The organism is Nocardioides lijunqiniae, assembly GCF_015024225.1.
In the GTDB taxonomy this organism is placed as follows: Bacteria; Actinomycetota; Actinomycetes; order Propionibacteriales; family Nocardioidaceae; genus Nocardioides; species Nocardioides lijunqiniae.
Genome location: NZ_JACJGM010000030.1, coordinates 1 through 17810 on the forward strand (window position 1 = coordinate 1; position 17810 = coordinate 17810).

18 protein-coding genes and 1 riboswitch are annotated in these 17810 nt (G+C 72.9%); of the genes, 6 read left to right on the forward strand and 12 right to left on the reverse strand.

Annotated elements, in window-relative coordinates; all coding sequences use genetic code 11:
- On the forward strand, positions 1 to 1872 hold a 1872-nt coding region (locus IRQ30_RS17155; protein WP_276592211.1), incomplete at its 5' end, for an SbcC/MukB-like Walker B domain-containing protein.
- A gap of 118 nt (positions 1873 to 1990) precedes the next feature.
- On the opposite strand, the gene IRQ30_RS17160 is transcribed toward IRQ30_RS17155, so the two are convergent.
- Positions 1991 to 2467: a pyridoxamine 5'-phosphate oxidase family protein gene (locus IRQ30_RS17160; RefSeq protein ID WP_193614199.1), complete on the reverse strand. Its 477-nt coding sequence runs from the start codon at positions 2465 to 2467 to the stop codon at positions 1991 to 1993.
- An 85-nt stretch (positions 2468 to 2552) separates the two neighbouring features.
- Between IRQ30_RS17160 and IRQ30_RS17165 the strand changes: the two genes are divergently transcribed.
- From IRQ30_RS17165 to IRQ30_RS17185, 5 genes are all read left to right on the forward strand, one after another.
- A complete protein-coding gene (locus tag IRQ30_RS17165; protein ID WP_193614200.1) occupies positions 2553 to 4106 on the forward strand; it encodes a TldD/PmbA family protein in 1554 nt (517 codons plus the stop codon).
- Positions 4106 to 5500 (forward strand): TldD/PmbA family protein, encoded by a 1395-nt coding sequence (locus IRQ30_RS17170; RefSeq protein WP_193614201.1) that lies wholly within the window; start codon positions 4106 to 4108, stop codon positions 5498 to 5500. Before IRQ30_RS17165 ends, IRQ30_RS17170 begins: the two co-directional genes overlap by 1 nt.
- 95 nt (positions 5501 to 5595) lie before the next feature.
- Positions 5596 to 6321, forward strand: a complete 726-nt coding sequence (locus IRQ30_RS17175) for an Ig-like domain-containing protein (RefSeq protein WP_193614202.1) — start codon at positions 5596 to 5598, stop codon at positions 6319 to 6321.
- Positions 6322 to 6362: 41 nt separating this feature from the next.
- A complete protein-coding gene (locus IRQ30_RS17180; RefSeq protein WP_193614203.1) occupies positions 6363 to 6905 on the forward strand; it encodes a hypothetical protein in 543 nt (180 codons plus the stop codon).
- The gene (locus tag IRQ30_RS17185) at positions 6902 to 7318 is read left to right on the forward strand and encodes a hypothetical protein (protein WP_193614204.1); all 417 of its coding nucleotides are present in this window, start codon (positions 6902 to 6904) and stop codon (positions 7316 to 7318) included. Before IRQ30_RS17180 ends, IRQ30_RS17185 begins: the two co-directional genes overlap by 4 nt.
- Here the strand turns inward: IRQ30_RS17185 and IRQ30_RS17190 are convergent.
- The 11 genes from IRQ30_RS17190 to clsA form a co-directional block, all read right to left on the reverse strand.
- Positions 7293 to 8555 carry a serine hydrolase gene (locus IRQ30_RS17190; RefSeq protein ID WP_193614205.1) on the reverse strand — a complete coding sequence of 421 codons (1263 nt, stop codon included), beginning with the start codon at positions 8553 to 8555 and terminating at the stop codon, positions 7293 to 7295. The two genes, IRQ30_RS17185 and IRQ30_RS17190, sit on opposite strands and share 26 nt — an antisense overlap.
- On the reverse strand, positions 8552 to 11419 hold the full coding sequence (gene gcvP / locus IRQ30_RS17195; protein WP_193614206.1) for an aminomethyl-transferring glycine dehydrogenase: 2868 nt from the start codon (positions 11417 to 11419) through the stop codon (positions 8552 to 8554). Before gcvP ends, IRQ30_RS17190 begins: the two co-directional genes overlap by 4 nt.
- Positions 11420 to 11508: 89 nt before the next feature.
- A riboswitch (glycine riboswitch) is annotated at positions 11509 to 11647 on the reverse strand.
- Positions 11648 to 12014: 367 nt separating this feature from the next.
- On the reverse strand, positions 12015 to 12614 hold the full coding sequence (locus IRQ30_RS17200; RefSeq protein ID WP_193608197.1) for a MerR family transcriptional regulator: 600 nt from the start codon (positions 12612 to 12614) through the stop codon (positions 12015 to 12017).
- A 174-nt stretch (positions 12615 to 12788) separates the two neighbouring features.
- Positions 12789 to 13265, reverse strand: coding sequence for a bifunctional nuclease family protein (locus IRQ30_RS17205; RefSeq protein ID WP_193608196.1), 477 nt, complete (start codon positions 13263 to 13265; stop codon positions 12789 to 12791).
- 61 nt (positions 13266 to 13326) lie between these two features.
- Positions 13327 to 14085 (reverse strand): transcriptional regulator FtsR, encoded by a 759-nt coding sequence (gene ftsR, locus IRQ30_RS17210; protein WP_420827615.1) that lies wholly within the window; start codon positions 14083 to 14085, stop codon positions 13327 to 13329.
- Positions 14086 to 14087: 2 nt separating this feature from the next.
- Entirely contained in the window at positions 14088 to 14636 is a 549-nt protein-coding gene (locus IRQ30_RS17215; RefSeq protein WP_193614207.1) for an FHA domain-containing protein, read from the reverse strand.
- Between the two features lie 122 nt (positions 14637 to 14758).
- Complete coding sequence (gene gcvH / locus IRQ30_RS17220; protein ID WP_193608194.1) at positions 14759 to 15145, reverse strand: glycine cleavage system protein GcvH; 387 nt, start codon at positions 15143 to 15145, stop codon at positions 14759 to 14761.
- Positions 15146 to 15209: 64 nt separating this feature from the next.
- Positions 15210 to 15989 carry a DUF881 domain-containing protein gene (locus tag IRQ30_RS17225; protein WP_193614208.1) on the reverse strand — a complete coding sequence of 260 codons (780 nt, stop codon included), beginning with the start codon at positions 15987 to 15989 and terminating at the stop codon, positions 15210 to 15212.
- Complete coding sequence (locus IRQ30_RS17230) at positions 15982 to 16314, reverse strand: DUF1290 domain-containing protein (RefSeq protein ID WP_193608192.1); 333 nt, start codon at positions 16312 to 16314, stop codon at positions 15982 to 15984. Before IRQ30_RS17230 ends, IRQ30_RS17225 begins: the two co-directional genes overlap by 8 nt.
- Positions 16311 to 17195, reverse strand: a complete 885-nt coding sequence (locus tag IRQ30_RS17235) for a DUF881 domain-containing protein (protein WP_193614209.1) — start codon at positions 17193 to 17195, stop codon at positions 16311 to 16313. The genes IRQ30_RS17230 and IRQ30_RS17235 overlap by 4 nt, the downstream gene beginning before the upstream one ends.
- On the reverse strand, positions 17188 to 17802 hold the full coding sequence (clsA, locus tag IRQ30_RS17240) for a cardiolipin synthase ClsA (protein WP_193608190.1): 615 nt from the start codon (positions 17800 to 17802) through the stop codon (positions 17188 to 17190). The genes IRQ30_RS17235 and clsA overlap by 8 nt, the downstream gene beginning before the upstream one ends.
- Positions 17803 to 17810 lie beyond the last annotated feature (8 nt).

Consider the following 17810-nt stretch of genomic DNA (forward strand, 5'->3'; position numbering starts at 1 on the left):
GCCTCCGTGGCGCCGCTGCTCAAGCTCGCGGACCAGGCGCGCGCGCAGCGCGACCGCGCCGCGGAGGCGGTCGCCCGACTCGGCCGGCACGACCGTGACGAGGTCGCCCACGACGTCCAGGAGGCCGTCGAGACCGTCGCGCGGGTCCAGGCGCTGAGGCCGGCCGCCGTGCGGCTGCGCGACGCGACTCGCGAGGTCGCGCGCGTGGAGTCGCAGGCCGTCCGCGTCGAGCGCGACCTCCGGGCCGCCGACGTCCGCGACCGGCTGCGCGTCGTCGGGGCCCAGGTCGCCGTCCACGAGCAGCTGGCCCGCGTGCAGGCCCAGGTCGCGGTCGCCCACGAGGCGTGGAACTCCGCCCGCGAGACCGCGCTCTCCCTGCAGGAGCAGCTCCTGTCGGTCCGTGAGGCGCGGCTGGAGAGCATGGCCGGCGAGATCGCCGGCGCGCTGGCGGTCGGCGCGTGCTGCCCGGTCTGCGGCTCGGCCGAGCACCCGCACAAGGCGGCGCCGCTGCCGGGTGCGCCCGACGCGGCCGCCGAGAAGGCAGCACTGCGCGCCGTCGACGACGCCAAGTCCACCGAGCACCTGCGCGACGTCGAGCTGCGCGACCTCTCCACCCGCCGCGCCCTGCTGCTCGAGCAGGCCGGCAGCTCGAGCCTGACCGAGCTCCTCGCCGCGCGCGACGAGGCGCTGGCCGAGCTGGGCTCCGCCTCGGCGTCGAGCCACGACCCCGCCGACCCGGTGGAGCACCGTCGCGCGCTGGAGCACGAGCGGGCGGACACCCGCGCGCGCCTCGAGCAGCTCACCCGCGAGTGCGGCGAGCTGGGCGCCGCCCTCGACGATGCGCTGGCCGGCAGCGGCCACGACGACCTGGAGGCGCTGCTGGCCGCCCTGGCGGCGCGCACCCAGTCGCTGCGCTCGGTCCTGGCGGCGCTCGACGCCCTCGAGCGGGGCGAGGCCGCGTGCGCAGAGGCCGAGCAGGCGCTCGACGAGGCGGCGCTCGGTGCCGGCTTCGCGACCGCGCACGAGGCGGCCGACGCGGTGCTGGAGCCCACCCGCGTGGCCGAGCTCGACTCCTCCCTCGCCGCCCACGACCGGCGACTGGCCGCGGTCCGCGAGGTCCTCGGCGCTCCCGACGCCGCCGACCTGGACGCCCTCGAGCCGCCCGCGCTCGGGCCGCTCGAGGCCGCGCACACCGAGGCGCTGGCCCGCCTGTCGCGCGTGCGGTCCACCCAGGAGCAGGGGGCCCGCCGGACCGAGCGGCTCACCGCCCTCGTCGCGGACCTGGAGGAGGCGCTGGCGCGCTGGGCCCCGCTGCGCGGGGACCACGAGGTCACCAGTCGGCTGGCGGCGTTCGTCGAGGGCAAGTCCAGCGACAACCGGCTGCGGATGAGGCTCTCCGCCTACGTCCTCGCCTACCGGCTCGGCCAGGTGGTCGCCGCGGCCAACGAGCGACTGGCCTCGATGAGCGACCGGCGCTTCTCGCTCGTCCACACCGGAGACCGTGGCGCGGGCGAGACCCGCGGCGGCCTCAGCCTGCTGGTGCGCGACGACTGGTCGGGCGAGACCCGCGACCCCGCCACCCTGTCGGGCGGCGAGACCTTCGTGGTCTCGCTCGCCCTGGCGCTGGGCCTCGCCGACGTGATCACCCAGGAGGTGGGCGGCGCCGCGCTCGACACGCTGTTCGTGGACGAGGGCTTCGGCAGCCTCGACGCCGACACCCTCGACGACGTCATGGACACCCTCGACTCGCTGCGCGACGGTGGCCGGGTCGTCGGCGTCGTGAGCCACGTCGCCGAGCTGCGCGACCGGATCCCGACCCAGCTGGTCGTCACCAAGTCACGCCTCGGCTCCACCGTCGCGCTGCGGCGGTAGGTCGCTCGCGAGGTCGGCGGTCGTCTCACCGGGTCTCGACACGCGCGGTCACGACCTCGTTCCTCGGTCGTCCGCGCTGCTCGACCACCGACGATCGGATCCGCTGGCGCGTCTCCGATCACGTCGTGACAGTGCCGTGCTCGGTGTCGTAGGTGTCGCCGCCCAGCTTGGTCTTGGCGAAGCTGACGAGCGAGGCGATCTTGCCGCCCGGGGTGTCCCAGTACTCGCCGCGGTCGACGTCCACGCGGATCAGCGTGGCGTTCGGGTCCTCGGGACCCTCCGGCAGCCAGGCCTCGGCGAAGGTGTTCCACAGCTCCTTGAGCTTGTCCAGGTCGTCGAGGACGTGGGCGCGGCCGGTGACGGCGACCCAGGTGTCGCGCGCGGAGAACGTCAGCGCGACCCGCGGGTCGTGCTGGATGGCGCGCACGTGGTCGGTGTCGCGACCGGTGATGAACCACATCTCCGCGCTGGCCTCGGCCTCCTGGCGGGCCATCGGCAGGCTGCGTGGCCCGTCGACGCCGAACGTCGTCAGCATGGCGATCGGGATGTCGTTGATCAGCTCGACCAGCCGCTGCTGGTCACCGTCCTGGGTCATGGTGCTCCTCGTCTGGTGGGAGGCGCCCGGTACCCGTGGCCCTCAGGCGGGAAACCGGTGGCGCTGGTTGGGTAGGTTCGCTCCCATGACTGGCACCAGCCGACCGGGCGGCGACGCCGCCCGCCTCGATCCGACGTTCACCGCGCTCCCCTACCGCAGCCTCGGCGACGCCGCGCTGACCCGGGCCCGCGAGCTCGGCGCCACCCATGCCGACTTCCGCTTCGAGCGGGTCCGCTACCAGCACGTGGGGGTGCGCGACGGCGCGCTGCAGGGCGCCAGCGACACCGAGGACCTGGGCTTCGCGGTGCGGGTCGTCCACCAGGGCGCGTGGGGCTTCGCCTCCGGCGTCGACCTCACCCCCGAGGGCGCCGCGCGAGTCGCGGAGACCGCGGTCGCCGTGGCCCGGGTCGCCGCCACCATGACCACCTCCCCCGTCGAGCTGGCCCCCGAGCCCGTCCACGACGACGTCACCTGGGTGTCGTCCTACGTCACCAACCCCCTCGAGGTGCCCGTCGCGGAGAAGGCCGCGCTGCTGGCCGACTGGACCGAGCGGCTGCGCACGGGCGCGGCGGTCGACCACGCGTCGGCGTACCTGCTGCAGGTGCAGGAGAACAAGTACTACGCGGACCTCGCGGGCACCCGCACCACCCAGCAGCGGATCCGGCTCCAGCCCGGGTTCGAGGCCATGGGGGCCGGCGCCGACACCTTCGACTCGATGGCCTCGATCGCGCCCCCGGTGGGACGGGGCTACGAGTACCTCACCGACGGCGGCTACGACTGGGATGCCGAGATCGAGCAGGTGCCCGAGCTGCTCGCCGAGAAGCTCACGGCGCCGAGCGTCGAGGCCGGCACCTACGACCTGGTGATCCACCCCTCCAACCTGTGGCTCACCATCCACGAGTCGATCGGCCACGCCACCGAGCTCGACCGCGCGCTGGGCTACGAGGCCAACTACGCCGGGACGTCGTTCGCGACCTACGACAGGCTCGGCACGCTCCAGTACGGCTCGCCGGTGATGCACGTGACCGGCGACCGCACCGTCGAGCACGGCCTGTCGACCATCGGCTACGACGACGAGGGGGTCCAGACCCAGGCGTGGGACATCGTGCGCGACGGCGTCCTCGTCGGCTACCAGCTCGACCGTCCGATGGGGCGGATGAAGCCCGAGCTCTCGGGCCCCGATTTTCCGGAGGGTCGGTCCAACGGCTGCGCCTACGCCGACTCACCGGGCCACATCCCGATCCAGCGCATGGCCAACGTGTCGTTGCAGCCGGCAGCCGACGGCCCCTCCACCGAGGAGCTCATCGGCCGGGTCGAGCGCGGGCTCTACGTCGTCGGCGACAAGTCCTGGTCGATCGACATGCAGCGCTTCAACTTCCAGTTCACCGGCCAGCGCTTCTACGCGATCGCCGACGGCGAGCTCGTCGGCCAGGTGCGCGACGTGGCCTACCAGGCGACGACGACCGACTTCTGGGGCTCGATGGAGGCGGTGGGCGGCCCTCAGACCTGGGAGCTGCACGGTGCCTTCAACTGCGGCAAGGCGCAGCCGGGGCAGGTCGCCGCGGTGAGCCACGGCTGCCCCACGTCGCTGTTCCGCGGCGTCCGGATCCTCAACACCACCGACGAGGCAGGCCACTGATGACCACTCTCGCCACCCCGCAGTCCCTGGTCGAGCAGGCGCTGGCGGTCTCCGTCGCCGACGAGTGCGTCGTGATCGTGCACGACCGCACGAGCGCCAACCTGCGCTGGGCCAACAACACGCTGACGACCAACGGCGTCATGCACGGCATCTCCGCGACCGTCATCTCGTTCGTCCGCACCGGCGAGGGCACCGGCACCGGCTCGGTGAGCGGCAGCGCCAGCACCCAGGCGCAGGTCACGGCGCTGGTGGAGAAGGCCGACGCCGCGGCGCGCGCCTCCTCGGCCGCGGAGGACGCCGCCGACCTGGTGCGCGACGTCGCCTCGCCCGACTGGGACGACGCGCCCGTGCCCACGGACATCCACGTCTACGACGCCTTCGCCCCGGAGCTCGGGGAGGCGTTCCGCCGCGCCGGCTCCTCCGAGCGGGTGCTCTACGGGTTCGTCAACCACGAGATGACCACGACCTACCTCGGGTCGACGACCGGCCTGCGGCTGCGCCACGTGCAGCCGACCGGCCACTACGCCTGCACCGGCAAGAACGCCGCCCTCACCGAGAGCGCGTGGGTGGGAGGCGCGACGCGTGACTTCGCCGGCGTCGACGCGCTCGCCCTCGACGCGGAGCTCGAGCGACGCCTGGCCTGGGGGTCGCGACGGGTCGACCTGCCGGCCGGGCGCTACGACACGATCCTGCCCCCCACCGCCGTGGCCGACCTGATGATCGACGCCTACTGGTCCGCCGGCGCGCGCGTCGCGTGGGAGGGCCAGTCGGTCTACAGCCAGCGCGGCGGCGGCACCCGGATCGGCCAGCGCCTCGCCTCACCGGGGGTCCACCTGTACTCCGACCCCTCGTACGCCGGACTGGAGTGCGCGCCGTTCACCGTCGCCTCCTCCTCCGGCAACGAGTCGTCGGTCTTCGACAACGGCCTCCCGCTGTCGCGCACCGACTGGATCAGGGACGGCGAGCTCACGGCGCTGCTGCAGACCCGGCACAGCGCCGCCATGACCCAGCAGCCGGTCACCCCCGGCGTCGACAACCTGGTCCTGGACGTGGACGGCGGCGCGGGCTCGGTGGAGGACCTCGTGGCCGGCACCGAGCGCGGCCTGCTGCTGACGTGCCTCTGGTACATCCGCGAGGTCGACCCCCAGTCGCTGCTGCTGACCGGGCTGACCCGCGACGGGGTCTACCTCGTCGAGGACGGTGAGATCACCGGCTCGGTCAACAACTTCCGGTTCAACGAGAGCCCGGTCGACCTGCTGCGGCGCTTCAGCCACGCCTCGGCCACGGTGCCGAGCTTCAGCCGCGAGTGGGGCGACGACTACTTCTCCCGCACCGCCACGCCGGCCCTGCGGGTGCCGGACTTCAACATGTCGAGCGTGTCGCAGGCGACCTGAGGGTGAGCGTGCGGCGGTTCGCCGGACACCGACCCGGCCGCCGACGTACGGTCTCCACGGCTCACGACCCCGTGGCCACGGAGAAGGAGCCACGCATGACCCACACCCGCCTGCAGGTACGACGCTGGGCGACGGCGACGGTCGTCAGCCTGGGCCTCGCGCTCAGCACCCTCGCCGCCTCGCCGGCCTCGGCCGACGAGGCCAGCGACGCCCCGGTCACCGCGCCGGACGCCGTCACGCTGTGGGCGGGGCCGCAGGGCGGCTTCCAGTCCGTCAACGTGCTCGCCAACGACACCGACCCCCAGGGCGACGAGCTGCAGGTCTGCCGGGTGGCGGAGACGTCCTCCCGGCACGTGATGGCCGTCGCGTCGGGAGGGACCCTCATGCTCGGGGCCATGCCCCGGGCCAAGCCGGGCACCTACCAGGTGACCTACTACGCGTGCGACCTCGACTACCTGACGCCGGGCACGCTCACCGTCACGGTCAAGAAGGTCAAGCCGGTGCGCGTCACCAAGATCGCCGGCCGACCGGGCAAGCTCCGGGTCGTCAACCCCAACGAGCGCAAGGTGGTCGTCCTCTGGGGCGGCAAGGACGAGAAGCGGCCGGACGGCCGACTCGGCCTGGCCGCGGGCAAGCGCGCCGTGATCACGGTCAAGCGGGAGCGCATCCTGTGGATCGCCTACATCCCGCGCATCTTCGTGCTGGCCGGCGAGGGCACGGTCCGCAAGATCAGGCTGCCCAAGCGCGCCGACCGAGCGGGCTCCGAGCGGACCGTCCCGCTCGCACCCCGCGTGCAGAAGCTCTGGGACGCGCAGCGCTGACGCGCGTTTGAGGCAGGCCGGGAGGCGGCACCACGCAGGGCATGTCCGACTCCCGGCCGCCTGGCCCGCCCCCCGCCGGTCCTCCGACGCCTCCTCCCGCCGGGCCACCGCCCTCCGCCGGACCCCCGGCGGGCGGGCGCCCGTCGCGGCTGGGCTGGTACGTCGCCGGTGGCGTGCTGCTGCTGATCCTCGGCATCGGAGGCGCGGTCTTCGCCTTCACCGGCGGTGACGCCACGACTGTGCAGGACGTCGCCGACCAGGCGGTCGACGCGGCCGAGGACCTCGACGTCGACGCCGGCATCGACCTGCTCTGCACGACGCCCACCGACGAGCAGCGCGCCGAGCTCGACCAGCTGATCGCGGAGGGCCGCGAGGAGGCCGGCGGCGAGGACCCCGACGTCGACTACGAGGTGAGCGACGTGAAGGGGGACGCCACGGGCAGCTTCCGGGTCGTCGCGACGAGCGACGAGGACGCACTGGAGGGCAAGGAGCTGGACCTCGTGGTGATCGTCGAGCAGGACGGTGACCGCTCGTGCATCGCCGGCGTCGAGGACGGCGAGCGTGTGGGCGAGGACGGCGATTGATCTACCGCCTGTCGGCGGCCGCCTTCGTCGCGGTGGCGGCGCTCACGACGTACGCCGTGCTGGCGAGCGGCGCCGACGTCGTGGGCCTGGTGGGGTGGCTCCGCGAGCGCGGCCACCCCGTCTACGCCGCCTGGCTGGGCTGGGTCGTGATCGCACCGGTGGTGCTGGCCGCGGCGGCGTGGGCCGCGCGCCGCACTCCGTGGCCGTGGGTGCTGGCGGTGACCGTCCAGCTGGCCAGCCTGGTCGCCGCCCAGGCCCGGCTCGGCCACCTCGTCCACGCCTGGTCGTGGGCGCTCGTCGCCGTCGCGGTCGGGATCGGGCTGGCGTCGGTGGTGATCGCCGTCGACGGCCGCCGGCGCGGCCACGACCATCACGACACGGAGGGCGTCACCCCGACGCCGGTCGGCGACTGACCGTCGGGGCGTAGGGCGCGCGGGTGTAGACGAACGTCGCGCACTCCAGGTGGTCGACGACCCCGTCGTCGCGGCGGACGACGTGGAGGGTCTCGCCGCGGTGGTAGCCCGCCGTGCCGACGAAGGAGTCGCCGTGCGGCTCGAACACGTCCGTGACCTCGCCGGAGGCCAGACCGCGCAGCTGGAGCGTCTCCTGGTGCCAGCGCAGCTCGAGGGCGGTGTTGCCCCAGAACCACAACCCCAGGACCTCCCGCGAGAGCGGCGGCACGGTGGTGGTGGGGACCCACGGCTCGACCGCGGACGCGGGGCACTCTCCCAGCAGCAGCTGCGGGAGCCGCCTGGAGTCGAGGCCCGTCGTCGCCGCGGCCAGCGCCACCACGCCGTCGCCGCTCGCCGGGTCGACGAACAGCCCGGCCTGGAAGCCGGGCATCGAGCCGGGGTGCCCCACCCAGCGGCGGCCCTCGAGGTCGCCCAACCACAGCCCCAGGCCGTAGGACTCGCTGGTCGGCTCGGCCATCTCGCGCAGCGTGGCGACGTCGAGGACGTCGGGGTGCCCGGTGGTCAGGAAGCGGCCGAGACGAGCGAGGTCCTCGACCGTGCTCCACAGCTGGCCGGCCGGCGCCATGGCCACCGTGTCGTGGTGCGGCTCGGGGGTGAGGGTGCCGGCGAAGTGGTCGACGCTCCACCCCTGCGCGGCCGAGGCGTCGTCGGCATACGACGTGCGGTGCATGCCCAGCGGCGCCAGCACCCGCGTGGAGACGACCTCCCACCAGGACTCCCCGCGCAGGCGGGCGACGAGCTCGCCCAGGAGGGCGTAGCCGAGGTTCGAGTAGTGGAACTCCCCGGGCGGCAGCACCGCGCCCGAGCCGTCGTTGGCCGCCGCCAGGGTCGCGAAGTCGACGCCCGGCGAGCGCTCCCACCACGAGCCGACCGGCTCGCTCTGCATCCCGGACGTGTGGGCGAGGAGCTCGCCCACCGACGCGGCGGCGTACCCGGTCTCCGGGACGACGCTGCCGATCGGGTCGTCCAGCGAGATCCGGCCCTCGTCGCGCAGCTGGAGCACCGCCACCGCGGTGATGGTCTTGGTGATCGAGCCGATCCGGTAGCGGTCGCCGAGCGAGCCACCCACGGTGCCGGTCCAGACGAGCCGGCCGCCCTGCAGGACGCCCGCCACCACCGACGGCAGCCGGCCGTGGGCCTGCAGCGCGGTGAGACGGGCGTCCCAGGGGGTGCTCACTCGGCGAAGGCCTCCAGCGGCGGGCACGAGCACTGCAGGTTGCGGTCGCCGTAGGCCTGGTCGATGCGGCCGACCGGAGGCCAGTACTTGTCGGGGTCGATGCCGGTGGGGAAGACCGCGAGCTCGCGGTCGTAGGGACGGTCCCACTCGCCGACGAGCGAGCGCGAGGTGTGCGGGGCGCCTCGCAGCGGGGAGTCCTCGGGGGTCCACTCCCCCGCGCCGACGCGGTCGATCTCGCCCTTGATCGCGATCATCGCCTCGCAGAACCGGTCGATCTCGGCCAGGTCCTCGGACTCGGTAGGCTCCACCATCAGCGTGCCTGCCACGGGGAACGACATGGTCGGGGCGTGGAAGCCGTAGTCGACCAGGCGCTTGGCGACGTCGTCGACGCTGACGCCGGTGTCCTTGGTGATGCCGCGCACGTCGAGGATGCACTCGTGCGCGACCAGGCCGCCGTGGCCGCGGTAGAGCACCGGGTAGTGCTCGCCGAGCCGCGCGGCGACGTAGTTGGCCGACAGCACGGCGATCGCGGTCGCGCGGGTCAGGCCGGGGCCGCCCATCAGGCGGATGTAGGCCCACGAGATCGGCAGGATGCCGGCCGAGCCGTAGGGCGCCGCGCTGATCGGGCCGATGCCCTGGCGCTTCTCCTCCTCCGGGTGCATGGCGTGCGAAGGCAGGTACGGCGCGAGGTGGGCGCGCACCGCGACCGGACCCACGCCCGGGCCGCCGCCGCCGTGCGGGATGCAGAACGTCTTGTGCAGGTTGAGGTGCGACACGTCGCCGCCGAACTCACCGGGCTTGGCGTAGCCGAGCAGCGCGTTGAGGTTGGCGCCGTCGACGTAGACCTGGCCGCCGTGCGCGTGCACGATCTCGCACAGCTCGGAGATCGTGTCCTCGTAGGCGCCGTGGGTCGAGGGGTAGGTGACCATGATCGCGGCGAGGTCGTCGGCGTGCTTCTCGCACTGCGCGCGCAGGTCCTCGAGGTCGACGGTCCCGTCGTCGGCGGCCTTGACGACCACCACCTTCATCCCGGCCATGACCGCCGACGCGGCATTGGTGCCGTGGGCCGATGACGGGATCAGGCAGACGTCGCGACCGGTGTCGCCGCGGCCGTGGTGGTAGCCGCGGATGGCCAGGAGCCCGGCGAGCTCGCCCTGGGAGCCGGCGTTCGGCTGGATCGAGACCCGGTCGTAGCCGGTGACCTCGGCCAGCCAGCCCTCGAGCTGGTCGACCAGCTTGCGGTAGCCCAGCGCATCCTCGGCCGGCACGAACGGGTGCAGGTCGGCGAAGCCCGGCAGCGAGACCGGCTCCATCTCGGTCGTGGCGTTGAGCTTCATGGTGCACGAGCCCAGCGGGATCATGCCGCGGTCGAGCGCGTAGTCGCGGGCCGAGAGGGTGCGCAGGTAGCGCAGCATCTGCGTCTCGCTGTGGTGGGCGGAGAAGACCTCGTGCGTGAGGTACGGCGTCGTCCGGCGCAGGGCGTCCGGGAGGGCGTCGCCCGTGGCCCGGTCGACCGCGTCGACGTCGACGGTCACGCCGAAGGCCTTGAGCAGGCCGCCGATCGTGGAGCCGGTGGTGCACTCGGAGGTGGAGATGCCGACCGTGTCGGCGTCGACCAGCCGGATGTGGATGTTCATCGCGCGGGCGGCGGCCTGGATCTCCGCGCCGCGGCCGGGCACCGAGACGGTGAGGGTGTCGAAGAACTGCTCGTGGCTGACCTCGACCCCGGCGTTGCGCAGCGCCCCGGCCAGGACGGCGGCGTAGCGGTGGGTGCGGGTCGCGATCGCGCGCAGCCCCTCGGGGCCGTGGTAGACGGCGTACATCGACGCCACGACGGCCAGCAGGACCTGCGCGGTGCAGATGTTGGAGGTGGCCTTGTCGCGGCGGATGTGCTGCTCGCGGGTCTGGAGCGCCAGCCGGTACGCGGGTCGACCCTCGGCGTCGACGGAGACCCCGACCAGGCGTCCGGGCAGGTGGCGCTCGAGGCCCTGGCCGACGGCCATGAAGCCGGCGTGCGGGCCGCCGTAGAAGAGCGGGACGCCGAAGCGCTGCGAGGAGCCGACGACGACGTCGGCGCCCATCGTGCCCGGGGCCTCGAGCAGCGTGAGCGCCAGCAGGTCGGCGGCGACGACGGCGAGGGCGCCCCTCTCGTGGGCGGCCTCGATGACCGGGCGCGGGTCGACGACCCGGCCGGAGGCGCCGGGGTACTGCACCAGCACGCCGCTGAGCTCGCCCTCGGGCAGGCCCTGCGCGAGATCAGTGACGACGACCTCGATGCCCATGCCCTCGGCGCGGGTGCGCACGACGTCGATGGTCTGCGGCAGCGCGTCGGCGTCGACGACGAACGGGCCGCTGGCCTTGCGGTTCGCGCGGCGTACGAGCGTCATGGCCTCGGCCGCGGCGGTGCCCTCGTCGAGCAGGCTGGCGTTGGCGGTCGGCAGGCCGGTGAGGTCGCCGATGACGGTCTGGAAGTTCAGCAGCGCCTCGAGCCGGCCCTGGGAGATCTCGGGCTGGTACGGCGTGTAGGCGGTGTACCAGCTCGGGTCCTCGAGCACGTTGCGCCGGACCACGGGCGGGGTGATCGTGGCGTGGTAGCCCAGCCCGATCATCGCCTCGCCGGGCCGGTTGGCCGCGGCGATCTTGCGCAGCTCCTTGGCCGTCGCCTCCTCGGTGAGCGCCGTGGGGAGGTCGAGGTCGGCCGCGGCGCGGATCCCGCCGGGCACCGCGGAGGCCATCAGGTCGTCGAGCGAGTCGAACCCGAGGCGCTCGAGCATCACCCGCTCGTCGGCGGGACGCAGCCCGATGTGCCGGTCGACGAACGGCAGCGCGCCGTCGAGGTCGGTGAGGCTGGGGTGGTCGGACACAGGGGTCTCCTCAGGCAGCGGGGGTCGGGCTCGTCAGCACCTTCACCCTCCCCCTCTGTCGGGTCCGCGGACGGTCCCTCCAGAGTTGCCTGCTCCGCACGGTCCTGGCGCCTGAGAGGTTCCGGGGAGGAATTGCCCCTTCGGCGCTTCGTTCCCGCCGGGCCCCCGCGCCGTCGTCCTGCAGGCGGTGCGATGTCCGACGAGCGAAGACTCTCCCGTGCGGGATCAGTCAGCGCGCCCAGCCTAGCAACCGCCCACTCCCCTGCCCGCGTCTCCGTCTCGTGTCCGGTGGCGTCGCCGGCCCTCGGACCTGCGGTTTGGTCACAGACCGCAGGTTCTCGGGCCCCCGACGTGCGGTTGGTGACCAAACCGCAAGGGGTAGGGACCGGCCGGCGTACGTCGGTCGAGCCGGGGTCCGTTCGGTACCGGGGCATGCGGTTTGGTCACAGACCGCACGATTCCGGGCCCCGGGCCTGCGGTTGGTGACCAAACCGCAGGGGGTACGGGCCGCCGGCGGCGCCGACGTACGCCGAAATGACGACGGACCCGCCACCTCGAGGGTGACGAGTCCGCCGGAGCAGCGAAGCGGTGGGGGTCAGCCGGTCTGGCGGGCGGCGCGGCGGGCGGCGAGCTCGTCGTTGGCCGACGTGGCGGCGGCGGAGTCCTCGGCGCGCTCGCTGGGGAGCTCGGCGAGGGTGCCCTCGATCTCGCGCCAGACGCCGCCGATGGCGATGCCGAAGACGCCCTGGCCGCCCTGGAGGAGGTCGATGACCTCGTCGTTGCTGGTGCACTCGTAGACCGAGGCGCCGTCGCTCATCAGGGTCACGCGGGTGAGGTCGTCGGTGCCGCGCTCGCGCAGGTGGGAGACCGCGGTGCGGATCTGCTGCAGCGAGATGCCGGCGTCGAGCAGGCGCTTGATGACCTTGAGGATCAAGATGTCGCGGAAGGAGTAGAGCCGCTGCGAGCCGGAGCCGGTGGCGCCGCGCACGGTGGGCTCGATCAGGCCGGTGCGGGCCCAGTAGTCGAGCTGGCGGTAGGTGATCCCCGCGGCGTTGCAGGCGGTCGGACCGCGGTAGCCCAGGTCGCTGGGCAGCGGCGAGACGTCGTCGGTGAAGAGGAGACCTTGCTCCTCGGCGGCCTCGACCGCCTCGACGGTGTCGGCGCTCGCGCCGGCTTCGGGCTTCTGCTCGTTCACACGGTCCTCCGTGGGTCTACTCCGTTGGACGTAGCTCCGGGGAAGGACGGGCGCTCCCGGGAGGGAGCAACCACAGCGGTGGAGTTACAACAGAGACATCTCAAGGTAGGCCCGATCCGGGGGGTCGTCAAAGACAAGCGCGGCGTGTCGCAACCCTCAACCTCAGCTTGAGGGTCACTGTTCGGGCGTGGACTCGAAGTCCTCGGGGGTCACCTGGTCGAGGAACTCGCGGAACTTCTCGACCTCGTCCTCCTGCTCGGCGGGCACCGCGAGGCCGGCCTCGTCGAGGACCTCCTCGGCGCACAGGATCTTCGTGCCGGTGCGCAGCGCCAGCGCTATCGAGTCCGAGGGGCGCGCGCTCACCTCGGTGCCGGAGCCGAACACCAGGGTCGCGAAGAAGACGCCGTCCTTGACGTCGGTGATGCGCACCTCGGTGAGCTCGTTGCCGGTGGCCTCGAGGACGTCCTTCATCAGGTCGTGGGTCAGCGGGCGCGGCGGGACGACGCCCTGCTGCGCGAACGCGATGGCGGTGGCCTCCACGGCGCCGATCCAGATCGGGAGGTAGCGCTCCCCCGACACCTCCCGCAGGAGGACGATCGGCTGGTTGGAGGGCATCTCCACCCGGACTCCCATGACATCGACTTCCCGCATGCCTCAACCCTACTCCGCGGTCCAGGACCCGGAAACGGCCCTGCGACCCGGGCTACGGCGCTCAGGAGGGACGCAGGCCGGCCTTGACGAGCGTGGCGTGCAGCCGCACCGAGAGCGCGGCGATCTCGGAGACGGCGTCGTCCGCGCGACCCCGTGCGGCGGCGTCGCGACCGTTGCGCAGCGGCGCCACGACCTGCTCGACCAGCCCGACCTCGCGGTCCGCGGAGGTCTTGAACGCGCGCAGGTGGCGCGGCTCGAAGCCGAACTCCGCCAGCTCACGCGCCGTCTGGGCGATCACGAGGGCGTCGGTGTCGAAGTGGCCGGTGCCGGGACGCGGGGTGACCAGGCCGTACTGCTCCAGCTGGACGAGCAGGTCCTCGGTGATGCCGGCGATCTTGACCAGCTCGCGGCGCGAGAGCCGCAGGTGGTCGCGCCGGGAGAACGACTCCGCGCTCGGCAGCCCGTCGGGAGCCAGTGCCACCTTCGGCACGGTCGGCACGACGGCCTCGATGGGCGGCGGCTCCAGCCCGCGGTCGATGGCGTCCAGGTGCTCGCCGATCACCTTCAGCGGCAGGTAGTGGTCGCGCTGCATCCGCAGCACGTAGCGCAGCCGCTCGACGTCGTCGGCGGAGAACTTGCGGTAGCCGGAGGGGGTGCGCTCGGGCTTGATGAGCCCCTTGTCCTCGAGGAAGCGGATCTTGGGGATGGTGATCCCGGGGTAGTCGGCGCGGAGCTGGTCGAGGACCTGCCCGATGTTCATGCGCGCCCGAGAGCTCCCGGCGGCGCTGCCCGCGCCGCCCGGCACGGCGGAGCCAGCCACGCTCAGATGCTCTCGTGACCGGAGAAGAAGACGAGCCGGTACTTGCCGATCTGGACCTCGTCGCCGTCGTTGAGCAGCACCTTCTCGATGCGGTCCCGGTTGACGTAGGTGCCGTTGAGGCTGCCCGCGTCGCTCACCGTGAACCCCTCGGAGGACCGCTCGAACACCGCGTGGTGCCGCGAGACCGTCACGTCGTCGAGGAAGATCTCGCTGTCCGGGTGCCGCCCGGCGTTGATGACGTCGGCGTCGAGCAGGAAGCGGCTGCCCGACCCGGGGCCCTTCTGCACCACGAGCAGCGCGTGGCCGGTCGGCAGCGCGTCGACGGCGGCCGCGTCGACGGCGTTGAGCTGGCGGTCGGAGGTCTCGACGCGGTCACCCGCGGAGCCGATCTGGATCGTGGCGGTGGACTCGCCGACCGAGTCGCCCGGACCCGGGAACGAGTCGGTCGAGATGCCCCCGGAGTCGTCGACGCGCACCAGGCGGGTGCCACACTGCGCGCAGAAGCGCGCGTCGTCGGGGTTCTGCGTGCCACACGCGGTGCAGAACGGCATCGGATCATCCTCCGGTCAGGGTCCACCCGGCAGAACCCTCAAGGCAGGGCTGAGGGTGACGGTTTCGTCGAACCTATCAGTCACGGTGCGTGGATCAACAGGATCCGCACCACCGTGGTCGGTCAGCCGTCGAGGGTCGCGACGTAGGCGTCGACCTCGAGCAGGTCGTCGAGCTGCGAGGGGTCGGACACGACCACCTCGAAGAGCCAGCCGCCGGCGTACGGGTCGCTGTTGACCAGCTCGGGGGTGGCGTCGAGCGACTCGTTGCGGGCCACGACCTCACCGGTCACCGGCGCGTAGATGTCGCTGACCGACTTGGTCGACTCGAGCTCGCCACAGGTGCTGCCGGACTCGATGGTGTCGCCGACCTCGGGCAGGGAGACGTAGACGATGTCGCCGAGGGCGTCCTGGGCGAAGTCGGTGATCCCGACCCGCACGGAGCCCTCGTGCTCGCCGGGCGAGCGGACCCACTCGTGCTCGACGGTGTACTTCAGGTCATCGGGGTACAAAGCGAGATCTCCTCAGGTCGACGCCGAGCCGCGCTCGTGCGGGAACAGCCTTGGCCCGTGAAGGCTACTGCCCGTTGTCGGGCTGGGCGTACTCAGGCTGCTGCGGCTCGACGACGGCCTCGATGTCGAGCGAGGCGAGCTTCTCCACCTTCAGCTCCGCACCGTCGGCGAGCAGCTTGGCGCGGGGCCCGAGCGGGAAGCTGATGGCGCCGGCCAGGACGTCGGGGTCGCCGATCACGTCGATGACGTACGGCGACTCCACCGTGACCCCGTCGATGGCGATCGCGTCCGTCACGTCGGTGAACGAGGTCTGCGCGATCACCCGCACCTCGCCGTTGACCTGCATGGCCTCGGCGCCGACCGTGCGCAGCTCCTGGATGGTGTCGATGAGGGAGGCCACCTTCACCTCGCCGTCGACCTCGGTGACGGTGATCCGGATGCCGGGACCGGTGACGGGGACCAGCCCGGCGAGGATCGAGAGCGTGTCGACCTCGGTCTCGGCCTGCTCCAGCGCCGCCTGTCGCCGGCTCGTCTCGGACTGCAGGTCCTCGCGGGTCGCCTCCAGGCGCGAGATCTGGGCCTCGGTGCGCTGGGTGGTGCCGAAGAGGCCGTCGAGCACGTCGATGAGGTCCTGCTGGCGCAGCGTGGAGTAGTCGTCGCGGTCGTCGTTGGTGCGCACCTGGGTGACGACCGCGAAGCCGACGAGACCCAGCAGCACCGCCACCACGAGCTGGCGCCGCGAGGCCGTCGTGAGCGCCCGCCGCAGGCGCTCGCGGCCCGTCGGCGGCGAGGTCGGCGGCCCGGCCGGCCTCGGCGGCTCGGAGGGGCGCTCGGGCTCAGGCATGGAAGAGGTGCCGGCGGATCGCGGCGACGTTGGAGAAGATCCGGATCCCGAGCACGACGATGACGCCGGTCGAGAGCTGGCCGCCGACGCCGAGCTTGTCGCCGACGTAGACGATCCCGGCGGCGATCACCACGTTGCTGAGGAAGGACACGACGAAGACCTTGTCGTCGAAGATCCCGTCGAGGTAGGCGCGCAGGCCGCCGAAGACCGCGTCCAGGGCGGCGACCACGGCGATCGGCAGGTACTGCTCGAGCCCCAGCGGCACGTCGGGCTTGAGGAAGATGCCGAGCAGGACACCGACGGCCAGGCCGAGTACGGCGATCACAGCGGCTCCTCCAGCTTGGGCGGGACCTGCTCGTCGGAGGTTCCCTGCTCCGCGGAGCGGAGCAGCAGGAACGACCGCGGGCCGGCGGGCAGGGACATCTGGTCCTCATTCTGCAGCTCGTAGGTGAAGCCGAAGCGCCGCGACAGGCCGTCGAAGGCGATCCCGCTGCTGCTGTCCATCAGCGCCGCCTGCATCGTGGCCCGGTCGCCGATCGCGAACACCGTGTAGGGCGAGGCGATGCCGACCCCGTTGACCTCGATGGGGACGCCCGAGGTGCGGATCGCGCTCAGCGCCGTGAGCCGCTGGCCGTTGATGGCGATGGCCTCGGCGCCCGCGGCCCACAGCCCGTCGGCCAGCAGCGCGAGGTCCTCGTCGCGGACGGTGCCGTCGAGGTCGCCGGAGGTGGCGTCCTTGACGGTGACCCGGATGCCCTCGCCCCGGGTGGGGGTGAAGCCGGTGCGCACCCCGAGGCGGCGCAGCCGGGGGGTGAGGCCCTGCTCCCCCTCGTTGAGGCGACGCACGCGGCCCTCGGCGTCGGCGTTCTCCTCGCGCAGCACGGCGATGCGCTCCTGGAGGCGGGAGAGCCGGGCGCTCTGGTCGTCGATGCGGGCCACCAGGCTGGCGCGGCCCTCGTCGCGCACCTCCGCGTTGCGCTGGGTCTGCACCGCCGCGGTCGCGGCCATCACGCCGAAGACCGCGACCGCCACGGCGGCGACCCGACGCGGGTGGCCACCTGTGCGGGGCGACTCCGGCTCGCCGGCGGCAGTGCGGACGGCGCGGCGCTCGGCCGCGATCAGGTAGTCCTCGTCGAGCGACTGGCGCTGGATCAGGTCCAGCAGCGGCAGGGTGACCCGCGGCGGCAGGTCCGGGGAGTCAGGCATCGCGCACTGCCACGCGTCGCTCGGTCGTCATCAGGAGCTTGCGCACCTGCCAGGCGTAGAGGACGCCCGCCCACCAGTACAGGCCGATCCCCCAGAACGCGAAGGCCCAGCCGAAGACCCGGGCGAGCAGGGCGAGGGTGCCCTCGCCGTCACCGAGCAGGAGCAGCGGGAAGGCGTAGAGCAGGTTGAACGTCGCCGCCTTGCCGAGGAAGTGCACGGGCAGCGCGCTGTAGCCGCGGGTGCGCAGCAGCGGCACGAGCCCCCACATCAGGGCGTCGCGCAGCGGCAGCGACACCGCCATCCACCACGGGATGACGTCGCGCAGCGCGAGGCCGACGACGACGGCCAGGATGTAGAGCCGGTCGGCGACCGGGTCCAGGATCTGGCCGACCAGCGACTGCTGGTTCCAGCGGCGGGCCAGCCAGCCGTCGAGGAAGTCGGTGAAGCCGGAGACCATCAGCAGGGCGAGCGCCCAGCCGTCCTCCTCCGGGCCCAGCACCAGCCACAGGAACACCGGCACGCCCGCGAGCCGGAGCGCGCTCAGCAGGTTGGGAACCGTCCAGACGCGGTCCTCGCGCGCCGAGTCGTCCGCCACTGATGCCTGCATTCCGGGTG

What these genes read in the sequence shown, in the direction of transcription:
- IRQ30_RS17160 (WP_193614199.1), bottom strand. Translation starts at nt 2,467, where the DNA reads ATGACCCAGGACGGTGACCAGCAGCGGCTGGTCGAGCTGATCAACGAC.
- IRQ30_RS17165 (WP_193614200.1), top strand. Translation starts at nt 2,553, where the DNA reads ATGACTGGCACCAGCCGACCGGGCGGCGACGCCGCCCGCCTCGATCCG.
- IRQ30_RS17170 (WP_193614201.1), top strand. Translation starts at nt 4,106, where the DNA reads ATGACCACTCTCGCCACCCCGCAGTCCCTGGTCGAGCAGGCGCTGGCG.
- IRQ30_RS17175 (WP_193614202.1), top strand. Translation starts at nt 5,596, where the DNA reads ATGACCCACACCCGCCTGCAGGTACGACGCTGGGCGACGGCGACGGTC.
- IRQ30_RS17180 (WP_193614203.1), top strand. Translation starts at nt 6,363, where the DNA reads ATGTCCGACTCCCGGCCGCCTGGCCCGCCCCCCGCCGGTCCTCCGACG.
- IRQ30_RS17205 (WP_193608196.1), bottom strand. Translation starts at nt 13,265, where the DNA reads ATGCGGGAAGTCGATGTCATGGGAGTCCGGGTGGAGATGCCCTCCAAC.
- IRQ30_RS17215 (WP_193614207.1), bottom strand. Translation starts at nt 14,636, where the DNA reads ATGCCGTTCTGCACCGCGTGTGGCACGCAGAACCCCGACGACGCGCGC.
- IRQ30_RS17225 (WP_193614208.1), bottom strand. Translation starts at nt 15,989, where the DNA reads ATGCCTGAGCCCGAGCGCCCCTCCGAGCCGCCGAGGCCGGCCGGGCCG.
- IRQ30_RS17235 (WP_193614209.1), bottom strand. Translation starts at nt 17,195, where the DNA reads ATGCCTGACTCCCCGGACCTGCCGCCGCGGGTCACCCTGCCGCTGCTG.
- clsA (WP_193608190.1), bottom strand. Translation starts at nt 17,802, where the DNA reads ATGCAGGCATCAGTGGCGGACGACTCGGCGCGCGAGGACCGCGTCTGG.